The organism is Agrobacterium sp. 22-214-1 (genome assembly GCF_053522465.1).
Genome location: NZ_JBNWCK010000002.1, coordinates 390,998 through 406,530, shown reverse-complemented (window position 1 = coordinate 406,530; position 15,533 = coordinate 390,998). Strand labels below are relative to the sequence as shown.

Here is a 15,533-nt window from a genome sequence, read left to right as displayed (position 1 = left end):
GACAATGAAAACCAAAACACAGGAGGAGAGAATGAAACGATTGAACAAGTTCCTGACAGGCACGATGGCCGCGGTTGCGCTGATGGCGGGGGGAGCCTCCACGCTGCACGCCGATGACAGTGTCAAGGTTGGTGTGGTCATCCCGTTGACTGGTGGTTTCCAATCAAATGGCCGCCAGATCAACGCAGCGTTGAAGGCCTATGTGGCGACCCATGGCGAGACTGCCGGCGGCAAGAAGATCGAATTCATCGTCAAGGACGATGGCAGCGTCCCGGATAACGCGCTGCGAATTTCACAGGAGCTTGTCGCCAATGACAAGGTTTCGATCCTGACCGGTTTCGGCAATACGCCGACCGCACTTTCCGTGGCGCAATTGTCCAAACGCGCAAAGGTCCCGCAGGTCATCATGGTAGCAGCGACCTCGTCGATCATGAAGGCCTCGCCATATATCCTGCGCACCTCCTGGACCATCCCTCAGGTCGCCAGCGTAATCGGCAAATGGGCGCCGGAAAACGGCGCCAAGAAATTCGTCAGCTTGGTGTCGGATTACGGTCCGGGGAAGGATGCAGAGGAATGGTTCGTGAAAGCGATCGAAGCGAATGGCGGCACGGTCGTATCGAAACTCAAGGTACCGCTGGCTAACCCGGATTTTGCCCCCTTCCTGCAGCGTGCGGCCGACGAAAAGCCTGAGGCGCTGTTCGTCTTCGTGCCAACCGGCGCAGGCGCTGCCTTCATGAAGCAGTTCGTCGAACGCGGTCTCGACAAGTCCGGCATCAAGGTCATCGCCATGGCCGACGTCACCGATGACGACATCCTCGACAGCATGGGCGACCCCGTGATCGGTGTCATCACAGGCGGACCTTACTCGACCAACCACGATTCTCCTCAGAACAAGGCCTTCGTTGAAGCTTTCAAGAAGAGCAATGACGGGATGCGCCCCAATATGGTGGCTGCCGCTGCGTGGGATTCGCTGGATCTTATCTACAAGACGCTCGACAAGACCAAGGGCGATACCAGCGGCGATAAGTTTATCGATGCGGCCAAGGGTATGCAACTCGACAGCCCACGCGGGCCAATTTCGATCGACCCTGACACCCGCGACATCGTACAGAATATCTACATGCGCAAGGTAGAGCGCGTTGAAGGCGCGCTCTACAACACTGAGTTCAAGACCTTTGAAAAAGTGAAGGATCCGGCACAGTAAGCGCCTGATCACTTGCACAAAATAGGGGCGCGACATCGCGCGCCCCTGCACAGGACATTAGATTGGGTTGGCGCGCGGTTCGGGAGAGATCATGTTGAAAATAGCGACTTTGGGCTTCGGTGAAGCGGCTCAGGCCTTCGTCTCCGGCTGGCGAAGCGAAATCGATGCGCAAAAACTGGGCCTAGTTTCAACTTTCGATATCAAGATCGAGGACAAGGCGCAACATAATGTGCTCATCGATGCCTGCGCAAAGCTCGACGTCACCTGCGCTCAGACGCGGGCAGTAGCCTTCAAGGACAGTTCGGCGATCTTCAGCCTCGTCACGGCCGACTGCGCGTTGGAGGCGGCAAAAGCAGCCCTGCCCTTTCTTGAAGAAAACAGCCTTTATCTCGACTGCAATTCCTGTTCCCCTGCGACCAAGTCAGCCGCCGCCGCGCTGATCGAAGGCGCGGGCGCCCGATATGTCGACGTCGCTGTCATGTCTCCGGTCCATCCCGGCCGGCATCGCACGCCGCTCCTGCTTTCGGGTGAAAATGCACCGAGTGCGCTGGCTTTGCTGGCCGATCTCGGCATGAAGGCCCGGATTGCCGGCGAGAACGTCGGCGAGGCATCTTCGATCAAAATGCTTCGCTCGGTGATGATCAAGGGGCTTGAGGCGCTAACTGCAGAATGCATGCTGGCTGCTCGGCGCGCCGGCGTCGAGCAACAAGTGCTCGCCTCGCTTCAGGCGTCCGACCCCGGCATAGACTGGACCGCTCGTTCCGCATACAATCTGGAGAGAATGCTGGTCCATGGAAAACGGCGCGCCGCTGAGATGCGCGAGGTTGCGATGACGTTGAGCGAATTGAACCTGCCCAATCGCATGGCCCTTGCCACCGTGGACTGGCAAAGCCAACTTGGCGAACTCGACGCCGAAATCACCGACGCCAGCCTGACCGGGCGGGCAGATGCAATATTGAAATCCCTCCCGACGTGACCCTGGTTCAGACCGCATCGAACGTTCAACACAATCTTCGACATCTGCGGGTCTTCCTCGCGGTTGCCGACACCAATTCGGTAACCCGGGCGGCAGCGCTTTGCTATCTGTCGCAGCCCGCAGTCACCCAGGCACTTTCGAAGATCGAGCGCATTTTGAAGACGCCGCTATTCGAGCGCACGGCGCAGGGGCTTTTTCCCAATACCGAAGGCCAGGTTCTGGAGCGGCGCGTACGGCGCGCCTTCGATTTTCTCGATCCAGCCCTCACCGAGCTCAGTCCACGGCTAAAACTTATCGCAACCACATCCCAGCTTGAAGCGCTGATCGCGGTCAAGGAAGCCGGCAACTTTACGCTGGCGGCTCGTAGGCTCGGTCTGGCACAGCCCACCGTCCATCGCGCCGTAACACAATTGGAGGCAGAGGCCGCCAAGCCACTGTTCGAGCGGACATCTTACGGCATCATAGCCACGAAACAGGCTGTCAGCATTGCCGAGGCAGCAAGGCTCGCCTTTGCCGAACTTATACAGGCGGAAGTCGATCTGGCGGAAACGCGGTCGGAAGAGGTTGGCAAGATCGTTGTTGGTGCGCTACCCTTGTCGCGTTCGTATTTACTGCCAAGAGCCATCGCCGAATTTCGCAATTGGCGCAGAAAGATCACAATTCAAATTGTCGACGGACCTTACGCCGAACTTCTGGCCGGCCTGCGTCGAGGTGAGATCGATTTCCTGATCGGCGCCCTTCGCGACCCACTTCCGATTGCCGACGTTAAGCAAACATTTCTCTTCAGCGACACAATTGTGATCGTTGCCGGGAAATCTCATCCGATACTGAGAGATATGCCCGTGCGAGCTGATAGGCTCGTGGAATACCCCTGGATCGTCGGCCTGCCCGGAACGCCAATTCGTACCCAGTTCGATCGCATGTTCGAACGGTGGAACTGTCGTCCGGACAGCATCGTGGAATCGGCTTCGCTTATCCTAATGCGGGAACTGCTGCTGACAACCGATCACCTTGGATGCATCTCATACCGCCAAGCTCAAGCAGAGCTGTCGCGCGGCCTCATTTCATCCATATCGCTGGACCTTGAGCAAACGGCTCGCCCGATAGGTCTCACCACTCGAGCCAACTGGGTGCCCACCGCGCCTCAACGCCAATTTCTTGAAATTGTAGACAAGTATTCCAAAGCCGATATGGAATAGCGAGCACCCAAGCCGACCCATTTTTTCACTGCTTCGGCACACCCGCACGATTGATCACCGACGACCATTTCGCGATATCATCTGCTAGCCGCTTTCCGATTTCCTGCGGTTCGCTCGAACGTGCCTCAACGCCCAAGTCTGCAAAGCGCTTTTTTATCCCTTCGTCCGCAAGCACCTCCTTGAGGGCCCCATTGAGGACATCCAATACCTCTCGCGGCGTCCCCTTGGGCGCAAAAACAGCATTCCACGAAGTGACTTCGAAGCCCGTAACACCCGCCTCCGCGACCGTGGGAACATCTCCTGTAAGACTTGATCGCTGAGCTCCGGAAGAAGCAATCGCAATGGCGTTGTTCTGTTGCAACGCGGCCTTTAACGCCGATGGACTGTCAATGATCATGTCGAGTTCGCCTCCCAACAATGCGACTTGGAGGTCAGGAGTGGCCTTGTAAGGAACGATTGTGAAATCTATCCCGGCGGATGATTTGAATAGTTCAGCCGCGAGGTTCTGGCTGCTGCCTGTGTTGATCGTCCCAACGTTCAACGCGCCCGGATCTGCCTTTGCGGCATCCAGAACATCCTTCAGCGAGTTGAACTTGCTACCCGCCTTGGTGACGAAAACGAAATCGAAGTAAGCAAGGCTGGAAACCGGTACGAACTCGGCAACTGGATCGAAGGGTAACTTTTTAAACAGCGGCACGCTGATCGCCGTTCCGTTCGAAAAAAGGGCAAGCGTGTAGCCATCCGGCTCAGCATTGAGAACGGCACGTGCCGCGGACGCTCCACCAGCTCCAGGCTGGTTCATGATTATGATCTGACGTCCGAGCTTTTTGCCGAGTGCATCCGACACGATGCGCGCAGTTATGTCGGCGATCCCTCCAGGACCAAAAGGCAAAACGAGGGTGATCTCTCGCTCCGGGTAACTTTGTGCCGCAGCAAAGTTAGGAAACACACCTGCCAACGCAAATGCTCCAACCGCCATGGTGAACCTCCTAGCTTTACAAAAACCACCAGCGATCTTACGAACGAACAGTCTCATGTCTTCTCCTCCCATTTAAGCCGCAGGGCAGCTTGGTTTTTGGATGATCCTGGATAGCGCTCACCGCCGAGGCTCCTCTTCCATCGGTGATGAGCGGTTGTGATCGTCAGTCCATCGGTGCAGGAAACACTAACCCGTCGAAAAGCTTGCGCGCCGTTCGCACGGTGCCAGCCGCTTTGATCTTTCCGTCAGCATCGATGTCGAGAAATACCTCCATGGCGCCGGTGGGATGCTCGATCCTGTAACGGCCATTGTCTGGCTTCGTGACGAGTTCCGCAGCCGGACTCTTGGCTAGCTGCGTTGCAGTGGCGACGGTCACGGCTGCCAGAACGCCAACCGACGCATGGACGCGATGGGGAATGAAGCTGCGGGTGGAGATTGCTCCACCATCGAACGCTTTTGAGACCAAAGTCATCTTTGGAACCGAAGCAGCTGTGACGTCCCCGAGGTTCATCATAGGCCCGGCTTTCAATCGGATCGTTTCGATACGCTGCTTCAGTTCCGCATCGGCTTCAATTTGTTCGCGCGTCTCCGAGCCGCTCAGGCCGAAATCCGAGGCGCGCATCACGACGCATGGCATGCCGTTGTCTATGAGGGTTGCAGAGATGCCATCAATAACATCCGCTTCATTACCGGTGGGCAGCAATGATCCACACATCGATCCAGCAATGTTCTCGAATAATAGCGGCACAGCCGCGTGGCGACCCGGTACGCCGGCGATTTCGGTTTCGCCTCGATAGTCCACGCGCTGACCAGGGGTAGAGACCTTCGCCACAGCCACCTCCCCTGAGTTGACCATGTGGATGCGGACTTCGGTGACCCCGTCTGTTGCCGTGACGAGCCCGCGTTCGATCGCGGCGGGGCCAACCCCCGCCAAGATGTTCCCGCATCCTTGCGCATCGCTCACCAGACCCTGGTCGACAAAAACCTGCAGAAATAGGTAGTCGACATCCGCATCATTGCGCGTCGAAGGTGAAAGAACTGCGACCTTCGACGTGAGTGGATCGGCGCCGCCTATACCATCGATCTGGCGCGGGTCCGGCGATCCCATGATGGCGAGCAGCAATGCATCGCGCGCGCGCGGCTCACCGGGTATATGTTGCCCGAGGAAATATGCCCCTTTGGATGTGCCGCCGCGCATCCAAAGGCACGGAATGCCTTCTTCAAACATATTTGAGACCCTTCTGCTCAAGCATCGGGCGCATATGGTAGATATCCAGGCCGAGTTCTCCGGCAGCAAACTTGGTGCGCTTGGCGTCTTCGTTCGCAAGCCGCTTTTCCGCAGCGGCGAGTACGGTTGACGCCTCGATGCGCTTGACAACGCATACGCCGTCATCATCGGCGACGATAACGTCCCCGGCCTCTATATGTGCACCGGCACAGACAATCGGCACGTTGACGGAGCCCAACGTCTCCTTCACCGTCCCCTGCGCGGAGATTGCCTTGGACCAAACCGGAAAACCCATTGCCGTCAGGTCGCGGATATCACGTACGCCCGCGTCGATGACCAAGCCCTTGCAGCCGCGGGCCATTGCCGAGGTCGCCAGAAGATCGCCGAAATAACCGTTGTCGCAGGGGGAGGTTGGCGCCAACACAAGGATGTCCCCGTCCTTCAACTGTTCAATTGCAACATGCAGCATCCAGTTGTCGCCAGGAGGCGAGGAAATGGTGACCGCCGACCCAGCGACCTGACCACCGGCATAGATCGGGCGCATGTAGCTCGCCAACATTCCCTTCCGGCCCTGTGCCTCATGCACCGTAGCGACACCAGCCGCGCCAAGACGCCTGATGATGTCGGCTTCGACCCGCTCGATATTTTGAACAACGATACCCATTTCAATAAGTCCTTTTACCTATGAGAAAGTCTGCGAGAGGTTCACGCGGCAACAACGCCTTGAGCGCGTCTTAAGCGAACATTGCCAACCGTCTCTGCCAGCATCTTTTCATCGAGCTTGCCTTCCCATTTGGCGATGACAATCGATGCCAGGGAATTGCCGATGAGGTTCACGAAAGTCAGCCCTTCGGCCAGAATGCGGTGAATGCCGAGGATCAGAGCGATGCTCGCGACAGGGATGGCGCCGGTCGTGTTGAGCGTGGCTGCAAGAACGACAAATGCCGCACCCGCAACGCCCGCAGCCCCCTTCGATGTCAGGAGAAGCACGCCGATGAGGCTCAATTCATGCCAGATGGTGAGAGGCGTGTTCGTTGCCTGGGCGAGAAACACCGCGACCGTCGTGAGATAGAGGCACGTCCCGTCGAGATTGAACGAATAGCCTGCCGGAATGACAAACCCGACGACGGATTCCTCGCAACCAGCCTTACCCATTTTCTGGATGAGCCGCGGGAGCACCGTCTCGGTCGACGTGGTGGCTGCGACAATGATGATTTCATCCCACAGATAGCTGAACAACCGGAACAGACTGACACCGCACCAGTGCGCAATCATCCCGAAAACGATTGCGGTAAAGAGCGCACAGACCGCAAAAAACTCGATAATCAGCGAACCCAGCGACCAGAGTGAGGACGTACCAAACTGCCCGATGGTGAATGCGATGGCTCCAAATGCGCCGAGCGGCGCGAAATACATGATGTAGCCGATGATCTTGAAGAAGCCCTGCGACGCGCTCTCGATGACATGAAAGACCGGACGGCCGCGCTCGCCGATAGAAGCCAGGGCAATACCGAAGAGGACGGAGATGAACAGTACCTGGAGGACGTGCCCTTCCGTGAAGGCGCTAACGAAACTGTCAGGAATGATACCCATGAAATAGGCGGTCATTGACTGATCATGCGCCGTTGCGACATACGATTTGATCGATGATGCATCAAGCGTCGTCGGATCGATGTTCATGCCTGCACCGGGCTTCCATAGATTGACGGCAACAAGGCCGAAAACCAGGGCAAGTGTGGTAATGACTTCAAAATAGAAGATCGACTTCAAAGCAACCCGGCCAACGCTCTTCATGTCGTTCATGCCGGCGATGCCGTGAACAACGGTGACGAAGATGATCGGCCCGATCATCATTCGGATCATCTTGATGAAAGCATCGCCGAACGGCTTCATCGCAATCGCTATTTCCGGTGCGAAATGGCCGAGCAGGATGCCGATCACCGTGCCGGCGAGAACCTGAAACCAGAGCTGCCCTAAAATGCCAAACCGGCTGCTTTCGCCGACCTTGCCCGGCCTTGTCGGCACAGGACTGCTTATTCCTGAATAAGTCACGCGATATTCTCCTCCCGAAACCTCAGCTCCGACCCCGACAGGGTCTCGGATTGCGGTCTCGGCACATAATTGGCGCTATGCCACTCCCCGGACATCAAGCACGCGCTTGTGCTCGCTCGATATCCGAACTCCATGGAGATGAAGGGAAAGCAACCCGGCCCGCTCCCGCGATCCCGTTGCAAGGCCAGACACAGAGGTCACCTTTCCCGTTGGGCTTTGTAGAAGACCTCCTCTTCAACCTCCGACCCAAATTAAGGGACAAAGCGCCTGAAAAGGCAAAATGGATTTGCGCATGGCCCATAAGTTCTGGTTAAGTATCGATATGACCTGGCAGCGTGAGATCAACTTTCGTCACTTCGAAGCCGTCGCGATTGCCGGCCGTTTAGGTAGCATCAGCAGCGCCGCAAACGCGATGAACCTATCGCAGCCGGCCGTGACCCAGGCAGTGGCCAAGGTGGAAGCTCAGCTTGGGCATATTCTTCTTGAACGACAGCCCGGCGGTGTGGTTATGACCCAGGCGGGCCACCTCATGACGCAGCGAATAGAGCGGGCGCTCGCCTACATTATCAGAGGCGGACAGGGAGTTCGTCGCTCAGCCCGCTTGCCTGCATTGCCGAATATCGAACGTCGCATCACGTTCGGACAGTTGCGCGCACTCACCGCTGTCGATCAGGCAGGCAGCTTTGCGTTGGCGTCAAAGATGACCGCACTATCAGAGCCTGCCTTGCATCGATCGTCCCGAGAGCTCGAGCAGCTTCTTGGCGTATTGCTTCTCACGCGACATGGGCGGACAGTTCAGCCAACCCACGCGGCCTCACATCTCTTACGCTTTGCACGCCTGGCGCTTGCCGAAATTGAAGCCGGTTTCGATGAACTGGCGGCGCTTCATCGTGATGGTGCTGGCCGACTGACGATCGGAACATTACCCATGGCGCAGACGATCTTGCTCCCACGGGCTCTCGCTCGTTTTTCCAGTGCCAATCCAGCTGCCAGTATCGCCGTCGTTGAAGGGCCGTACGCAGACCTGCTCGTCAATCTTCGCAATGGCCAAATGGATGTGCTGATTGGTGCCGTTCGTGATCCCTCACCCGTGAAGGACGTGGTGCAAGAGGAATTGTTTGACGATGACTTGGTCATCGTTGCACGCAAGGAACACCCTCTGGCCCGGCGCAAAGAGGTCGACTTTACGAGCCTGAGAGATTTCCCGTGGATCACTGCATCCAGCGGGGCGCCAATGCGCTTGAAATGGGAATCGATATTCACGGAGCATGGTATTGACCCGCCGCCGATGCGGATCGAAAGCAATTCGGTCACGATCAGTCGCGGCTTGATGCTCAACGATGACTGGCTAACGTTGATGTCGCGAGACCAGTTCGTTGTTGAAAGGCTTGCCGGCCTTCTCGTCGAAATCCCCAGCGCTTTCTCTTCACAGCGGAAGATTGGCCTGACGTTCCGCAGCGACTGGCAACCGACCCGTCTACAAGCCGCATTCGTAGCAGAATTCCGCCGAGCTTGTGTTGACTGGACTTCAGAAAAACGAATGGAGAGTAACTCATTCCGATACGGCTGATATCGGCTTGCCAGCTATAACGCAATGAGCCGGGAGGAGAACCGCTCACCAAGTCTGATCACGTTCCAAACTCCTTCCGCTTGTCATGGATGCGGCCGCAGCTTCGCGCTTTCAGGACGCTTAAAAATACAGGAGGAACCCGGACGTCATGATTATCGATTGCCACGGCCACTACACAACTGCACCCGCCGCTCATTCTCAATGGCGTGGTCGTCAAGAAGACGCGATCAAAAGCGGTGGCGATATCAATCCAGCTTATCCCGAAATTTCCGACGACGAGATCCGAGAGACGATCGAGGCCAACCAGTTGCGGCTCTTGCGCGAGCGCGGCGCCGACATGACGATCTTTTCACCACGCGCTTCGGCGATGGCGCCCCACGTCGGCGACCAGTCTGCGGCAAAAGTATGGGCACGGCGTTCCAACGATCTGATCAAGCGCGTTGTCGACCTCTATCCGGAGACATTCGTCGGTGTTTGCCAACTGCCGCAGACACCCGGCATCTCCGTTTCCACCTCGATCGAAGAGCTGGAACGCTGCGTTTCGGAACTGGGATTTGTCGGCTGCAATCTAAACCCCGATCCGTCTGGCGGACGTTTCGATACACCGCCTCTGACGGACAAGGCCTGGTATCCGTTCTTCGAGAAAATGGTCGAGCTCGATGTCCCGGCGATGATCCATGTCTCCGGGAGTTGCAATTGCGCCATGCATGCCACCGGCGCCTACTATATTGCCGCGGACACGATTGCCTTCATGCAATTCCTAGAGGGTGACTTGTTCAAGGACTTTCCGGATCTGCGCTTCATAATTCCCCACGGCGGTGGCGCTGTCCCCTATCACTGGGGGCGTTATCGCGGACTGGCGGACATGCTGAAACGGCCACCGCTCGACGAGCACGTCATGAAAAACGTGTTCTTCGATACCTGCGTCTATCATCAGCCCGGCATCGACTTGCTGTTCGAGGTCATAGACGTCGACAACATCCTGTTCGGCTCGGAAATGGTGGGCGCTGTCCGCGGAATCGACCCGCAGACCGGCCATTATTTCGATGACACCAAACGCTATGTCGATGCTCTCGATATTTCGGATGCCGACAAGAAAAAGGTGTTCGAACTGAATGCCCGTCGCGTCTATCCGCGTCTCGACGCACAACTGAAGGTAAGGGGATTGTAATGACGACATTCACGATGGACCCGAACTGGTTATGTTTCGATCCTGATCCCAGCAAACCGCGCTATCGTCCGCCGGCCGGCGCAGTCGACGCGCATTGTCATGTCTTCGGCCCGGGCAACGCTTTTCCATATGCAGATGAGCGTAAATATACGCCTTGCGATGCCGGTAAGGACAAATTATTCGCGTTGCGCGACTATCTAGGTTTCGACCGCAACGTCATCGTACAGGCAACCTGCCATGGCGCAGACAACCGTGCGCTTGTCGATGCACTGCAAGCCTCTAACGGCAAGGCACGCGGCGTGGCGACCGTACGCGACACAGTTTCCGACGATGAGCTTTCGCAACTGAACGAAGCCGGAGTCCGGGGCGTACGCTTCAATTTTGTCCGCCGCCTCGTAGATCCCAAACCGGACGCCTATTACCGCACCATTATCGACCGCATCGCACCGTTGGGCTGGCATGTCGTCATCTATTTCGAAGCAGCAGACCTTGAGGAAAGATGGAAGTTCTTCACCTCGCTGCCGACGACTGTCGTGGTCGACCACATGGGAAGACCGGACGTCAGCAAGCCTGTCGACGGTCCGGAATTCGGCCGCTTCGTGAAATTGATGGCGGAATACGAAAACGTCGTCAGCAAGGTCAGTTGCCCGGAGCGTCTGTCAAAAACGGGAGCACCAGGCTACGACGACGTCGTTCCCTTCGCCCGTATGCTGGTCGAACGTTTTCCCGATCGCGTGCTCTGGGGCACGGACTGGCCTCATCCCAACATGACCACTCACATGCCGGACGACGGTCACCTGGTTGACATCATCCCGCGCATAGCGCCGACTGCCGAACTTCAGAAAAAGCTTCTCGTCGAGAACCCGATGCGCATCTATTGGAACGACTAACGAGCAGCTCGAGCGATCGTCGAGCAATTTATGCGTCTCCCACATAGCCGAAAGACTGCCGGATAAGATTTCGTAGTCTTTCCGCATTGGCGGACAGCGAACCGCTCTTACGGGTGATGATGCCGATTTCGCGGGAGACGTTCGGCTCGGTAAGGACCTGGAGCGATAGCGCGGTGTCGGCCGTTGCATCAAAAGCCATGCGAGGAACCACAGCTAACGCCGTTCCTGCCCGCGCCATCGCAATCGCTGTTTGAAGATGTTGTGCCTCGAATTGCCACGACAAGTCGAAATCGGAGCCGGCCAGCGCATCGTCGATGATGAGGCGGTTTCCGGAATGCTGAGAGACACGGATAAGCGGGAAACCCTCCAAGTCACGCCACTTTACCGCCATGGGCTGAGCCAAGGCATGATCAGAAGGAGCTACAAGAACAAAAGGATCTTCGACAAGGACCTCAGCATCAAAGTCCCAACGGTTGGTGGTGATGATGGTAATGCCGAACTCGATGAGACCTTTTGCGAGCAAGTCTGAGATCTCCGCTGCTGACTTGTCGAAGATGTGGACGACAACGTCAGGATTGGCAGCGCTGAAACTCTTCAAAATCTCGGGAAGCCGGCCGGCGGCGAATGTCGGGAGGCAACCGATTGCAATTCGTTCGCGGCGCGCGTTCCCAGATAGCTTCAAGTCGTCGATCGTTGCCGCTAGGACAGCAAGCATCTCCTTGACCTTGGGAAGCAGTTCCAGCCCCGCCTGGGTAAGGCTTACCTCCTTGCTACTACGCATGAACAGCTTCTGGCCGACCTCGTCTTCAAGCTTTCGAATACGGTGGCTTATCGCCGTATGAGACAAATGAAGGTGTTGTGCTGCTTCGCGAAAGCTACCTCGATCGGCGATCGCCACGAACGCCTGAAGGCCAAGAAAATCCATGCGCGAAACAATGCTCATCTCTACACTCCTAGTGAATCTAGATCATCTGATGGTTCATTAAATTCGTTTGTTTCATCGGGAAAAATGCACGATCTATCAGAGTATGCAAGGGAGGTGCATATGACTTTAGGGAGAAAAGCGACTCCGTCGCTCAATGAAAACGTATTTGCGGGCGCATTTCTGATCGCACTCGGATGTTTTGCGATCTGGCTCACAAGCGATTTGAGCCAGGGCAACTTGTCGTCGATGGGCGCGGGCTTCTTGCCTCGATACCTTGGAATGGCGATCAGCGTCCTCGGTGCAGTGCTTTTCGCTGCGGGCCTGCGACCCCCCGCGAGCGGCTTTGGCCGTACAAACTGGCGAGGGCTCGCATTGGTCTCACTCTCTGTGGCGGTCTTTGCGTTGACCATCCGCCCATTCGACCTTGGTCTCGTCACGACCCCGGGTCTCGGCATGCTCATTGCCGGCCCAACAACGGTGCTTATCGCCGGCTATGCATCGCCTGAGACAAATCTTCGCGAACTGCTCATAATCGCTTTTTCACTGACGGCATTCAGCATCCTGCTGTTTGCGGACGTCTTGAACCTCCCGCTTCCGGTCTTCCCAAAGATTCTGAACGTCGTGTTGTCAGGGATCTCGGCGAAGCTGGTGCTGAGGGTTACGACTGGTCTTTTGGTAGTTCTCGCCATAACAGCGCACATCTCCTCCAATGTCGTATCAGCAAAAGCGGACGGGACAGCATCGAAAAAAGCGGAGGCGAACAATGCCTGACCTATTCGCTAATCTCGCCTTTGGGTTCTCAATCGCCTTCACCCCAGTCAACCTTGGCTTAGCATTCATCGGATGTCTTGTTGGCACCCTGATTGGTGTCTTGCCAGGCGTTGGCCCTATCGCCACTATAGCCATGCTGCTGCCAATTACATTCGGCATCGATCCGACCGGTGCCCTGATCATGTTAGCAGGCATCTATTACGGTGCCCAATACGGCGGATCCACAACAGCAATCCTCGTCAACATTCCAGGTGAAGCCTCATCAGTCGTGACGGCGCTTGATGGACATCAGATGGCGAAGCAGGGCAGAGCTGGCGTCGCCCTCGGCGTCGCCGCAATCGGATCGTTCATTGCCGGTACGGTCGCGACAATTGTCATCGCGGCCTTGAGCGGTCCACTTACCGGTATAGCCCTGATGTTCGGCGCTCCGGAATATTTTGCACTGGTTGTGATGGGGCTAATTTTCGCTGTCGTTCTGGCAAGAGGGTCCGTCATCAAGGCTGTCGCCATGATCCTGGTCGGCATCCTGCTTTCGACGGTGGGGACAGACCTTGAGACCGGCGAAGAACGGATGACGTTCGGATTGCCGTTCCTGGCAGACGGCATTGATTTCTCGGTCCTCGCCATGGGATTATTTGGCATATCCGAAGTTCTTAGGAACCTCGACGCGCCAGAAACACGCGATACCGTGAAAAAGGCGATCGGGCGTTTGCTACCGAACAGGAGCGACGTCAAAGCATCCAGTTGGCCGGTCCTTCGTGGCACCGTGATTGGAGCCATTCTCGGTATCTTGCCAGGAAGCGGGGCGATCCTAGGTCCCTTCGCTTCTTACACATTGGAAAAGAAGATATCCAGGACGCCCGATCGCTTCGGAAATGGAGCCATCGAAGGTGTCGCGGGGCCAGAATCAGCCAACAATGCCGGAGCACAGACATCGTTCATACCGCTTCTGACACTGGGTATCCCCTCTAACGCAGTTATGGCGCTGATGGTGGGTGCGATGACCATTCATGGCATCGTGCCAGGTCCGCAGGTCATGACGAAGAGCCCTGACCTATTCTGGGGAATGATTGCGTCCATGTGGATCGGCAACCTGATGCTGCTTGTGATCAATCTCCCAATGGTTGGGATCTGGGTCAGGCTTTTGACGGTCCCGTACCGGTTGATGTTCCCGGCGATATTGCTGTTTTGCTGTATTGGCATTTACACGATCAGCTCAATGCCGACCGACGTGCTATTCATCGGCTTCTTCGGCCTGCTCGGATACGCATTGACGCGGCTCGGGTTCGAACCCGCCCCGCTGCTTCTCGGCTTTGTGCTGGGAGATCTCATCGAGGAAAACTTCCGGCGGGCGCTGCTGATCTCCCATGGTTCGCTAGCTACGCTAGTAGAAAGCTCGATCAGTATCTCGTTGCTTTTGCTCGCAGCAGTGACACTCGTTCTCGCCCTTTTACCGAGCATTCGGCGCGGGCGCGATGAGGTTTTCGCGGACGACTAACAAAAACCACGCATCTTTGGAGGAGAATGCACATGAACCAAGACATAAGAATTACCAGGCGCACGATGCTCATCGGGACGGCTGCGGCTGCCGCGACGGCTTTACCGGGATTGAGCGCTCAGGCGCAAACCTACCCAGGCCGGAACATCACGTTGATCGTTCCGTTTACCCCGGGAGGGTCGACCGACATTCTCGCGCGTTTGCTTGGCCAGAAACTCGAAACAGCTCTGAAACAGCCCGTCATCGTTGAGTCACGACCCGGAGCAGGTGGAACGGTCGGGGTAGCGGCCGTGGCCAGGGCACAGCCCGACGGATATACCTTGGTCATGGGGCACATTGGTACGCTTGCCGTCGCACCTGCCCTTTATCCGAAGCTATCCTATGACCCATTGAAGAGCCTCGAGCATGTCAGCGGGATCGCTAAGGTTCACAATATGCTCGTCGTCAATCCCGATGTACCGGTAAACACTCTCGCAGAGCTCATCGAATATGCGAAGCAAAACCCCCGCAAGTTGAACTACGCGTCCGGCGGCAATGGCAGTGCAGCGCATATCGCGATGGTCGCACTTAATGAGCAGGCTGGCGTCAAGATGACCCACGTTCCGTATAAGGGGACGGCGCCGGCTGTTACTGATCTTCTTGGCGGTAGGGTACAACTAACCTTTACCGGCGCGCCGAACCTCCTCCAACATGTCGAGGCCGGAAAGCTTAAAGCGCTCGCCGTGTCGGGTGAAACGCGTCTTCGCTCTGCTCCGACAGTCCCAACCGTCGCGGAGACCTTCTCAGGCTTTGAGGCGTCGCAGTGGTATGGCATCTCGGCACCCGCCGGAACTCCCAAAGAAATCATCGAGACGTTGAACAACGAGATCGTGAAAGGCATGGCAGACAGTCAAATCCGCGATCGCCTTTCGGTCGAGGGTGCAGATGTTTGGACGAACAGTCCGTCCCACTACAGTCAGCACATTGCCACCGAAATCGACCGATGGGGAGCGCTGGTCAACAAAGCCGGTATCCGCCTCGATTGATCGAAAAAATTCAGCCCCGCTTGTGGCGGGGCTAATGAAATTCCA

Annotated in this window: 14 protein-coding genes; 9 read left to right on the top strand and 5 right to left on the bottom strand. The window is 56.7% G+C overall.

Annotated elements, in window-relative coordinates:
* The first annotated feature begins 31 nt into the window (after positions 1-31).
* The 3 genes from ACQZ5G_RS11675 (at position 32) to ACQZ5G_RS11665 (ending at position 3,379) form a co-directional block, all read left to right on the top strand.
* Positions 32-1,204 (top strand): ABC transporter substrate-binding protein, encoded by a 1,173-nt coding sequence (locus tag ACQZ5G_RS11675; RefSeq protein WP_448738238.1) that lies wholly within the window; start codon positions 32-34, stop codon positions 1,202-1,204.
* A gap of 91 nt (positions 1,205-1,295) precedes the next feature.
* Positions 1,296-2,180: an NAD(P)-dependent oxidoreductase gene (locus ACQZ5G_RS11670; RefSeq protein WP_149622385.1), complete on the top strand. Its 885-nt coding sequence runs from the start codon at positions 1,296-1,298 to the stop codon at positions 2,178-2,180.
* On the top strand, positions 2,177-3,379 hold the full coding sequence (locus ACQZ5G_RS11665) for a LysR family transcriptional regulator (RefSeq protein WP_448738239.1): 1,203 nt from the start codon (positions 2,177-2,179) through the stop codon (positions 3,377-3,379). Before ACQZ5G_RS11670 ends, ACQZ5G_RS11665 begins: the two co-directional genes overlap by 4 nt.
* Before the next feature lie 25 nt (positions 3,380-3,404).
* Here the strand turns inward: ACQZ5G_RS11665 and ACQZ5G_RS11660 are convergent, their stop codons facing one another.
* From ACQZ5G_RS11660 to dctA, 4 genes are all read right to left on the bottom strand, one after another.
* Complete coding sequence (locus tag ACQZ5G_RS11660) at positions 3,405-4,415, bottom strand: Bug family tripartite tricarboxylate transporter substrate binding protein (RefSeq protein WP_149622383.1); 1,011 nt, start codon at positions 4,413-4,415, stop codon at positions 3,405-3,407.
* A gap of 106 nt (positions 4,416-4,521) precedes the next feature.
* Entirely contained in the window at positions 4,522-5,586 is a 1,065-nt protein-coding gene (locus ACQZ5G_RS11655) for a 4-oxalomesaconate tautomerase (RefSeq protein WP_448738240.1), read from the bottom strand.
* Entirely contained in the window at positions 5,579-6,250 is a 672-nt protein-coding gene (locus ACQZ5G_RS11650; RefSeq protein WP_448738241.1) for a 4-carboxy-4-hydroxy-2-oxoadipate aldolase/oxaloacetate decarboxylase, read from the bottom strand. The genes ACQZ5G_RS11655 and ACQZ5G_RS11650 overlap by 8 nt, the downstream gene beginning before the upstream one ends.
* Positions 6,251-6,291: 41 nt before the next feature.
* On the bottom strand, positions 6,292-7,638 hold the full coding sequence (gene dctA / locus ACQZ5G_RS11645) for a C4-dicarboxylate transporter DctA (protein ID WP_423752644.1): 1,347 nt from the start codon (positions 7,636-7,638) through the stop codon (positions 6,292-6,294).
* Between the two features lie 292 nt (positions 7,639-7,930).
* On the opposite strand from dctA, the gene ACQZ5G_RS11640 reads away from it, so the two are divergent.
* From ACQZ5G_RS11640 to ACQZ5G_RS11630, 3 genes are all read left to right on the top strand, one after another.
* Positions 7,931-9,208: a LysR substrate-binding domain-containing protein gene (locus ACQZ5G_RS11640; protein ID WP_448738242.1), complete on the top strand. Its 1,278-nt coding sequence runs from the start codon at positions 7,931-7,933 to the stop codon at positions 9,206-9,208.
* A gap of 148 nt (positions 9,209-9,356) precedes the next feature.
* Positions 9,357-10,379, top strand: coding sequence for an amidohydrolase family protein (locus ACQZ5G_RS11635; protein WP_448738243.1), 1,023 nt, complete (start codon positions 9,357-9,359; stop codon positions 10,377-10,379).
* On the top strand, positions 10,379-11,269 hold the full coding sequence (locus ACQZ5G_RS11630) for an amidohydrolase family protein (RefSeq protein ID WP_448738244.1): 891 nt from the start codon (positions 10,379-10,381) through the stop codon (positions 11,267-11,269). Before ACQZ5G_RS11635 ends, ACQZ5G_RS11630 begins: the two co-directional genes overlap by 1 nt.
* 28 nt (positions 11,270-11,297) lie before the next feature.
* On the opposite strand, the gene ACQZ5G_RS11625 is transcribed toward ACQZ5G_RS11630, so the two are convergent.
* Positions 11,298-12,212: a LysR family transcriptional regulator gene (locus ACQZ5G_RS11625; protein ID WP_149622378.1), complete on the bottom strand. Its 915-nt coding sequence runs from the start codon at positions 12,210-12,212 to the stop codon at positions 11,298-11,300.
* A gap of 102 nt (positions 12,213-12,314) precedes the next feature.
* Here ACQZ5G_RS11625 and ACQZ5G_RS11620 point away from each other — a divergent pair, with 102 nt between their 5' ends.
* Genes ACQZ5G_RS11620 through ACQZ5G_RS11610 form a run of 3 tightly spaced genes read left to right on the top strand, consistent with a single transcriptional unit; the run spans position 12,315 to position 15,488 of the window.
* Positions 12,315-12,965: a tripartite tricarboxylate transporter TctB family protein gene (locus tag ACQZ5G_RS11620; RefSeq protein ID WP_448738245.1), complete on the top strand. Its 651-nt coding sequence runs from the start codon at positions 12,315-12,317 to the stop codon at positions 12,963-12,965.
* Positions 12,958-14,463, top strand: a complete 1,506-nt coding sequence (locus ACQZ5G_RS11615) for a tripartite tricarboxylate transporter permease (RefSeq protein WP_448738246.1) — start codon at positions 12,958-12,960, stop codon at positions 14,461-14,463. Before ACQZ5G_RS11620 ends, ACQZ5G_RS11615 begins: the two co-directional genes overlap by 8 nt.
* A gap of 32 nt (positions 14,464-14,495) precedes the next feature.
* Complete coding sequence (locus ACQZ5G_RS11610; RefSeq protein WP_236762486.1) at positions 14,496-15,488, top strand: Bug family tripartite tricarboxylate transporter substrate binding protein; 993 nt, start codon at positions 14,496-14,498, stop codon at positions 15,486-15,488.
* The last annotated feature ends 45 nt before the right edge of the window (positions 15,489-15,533 follow it).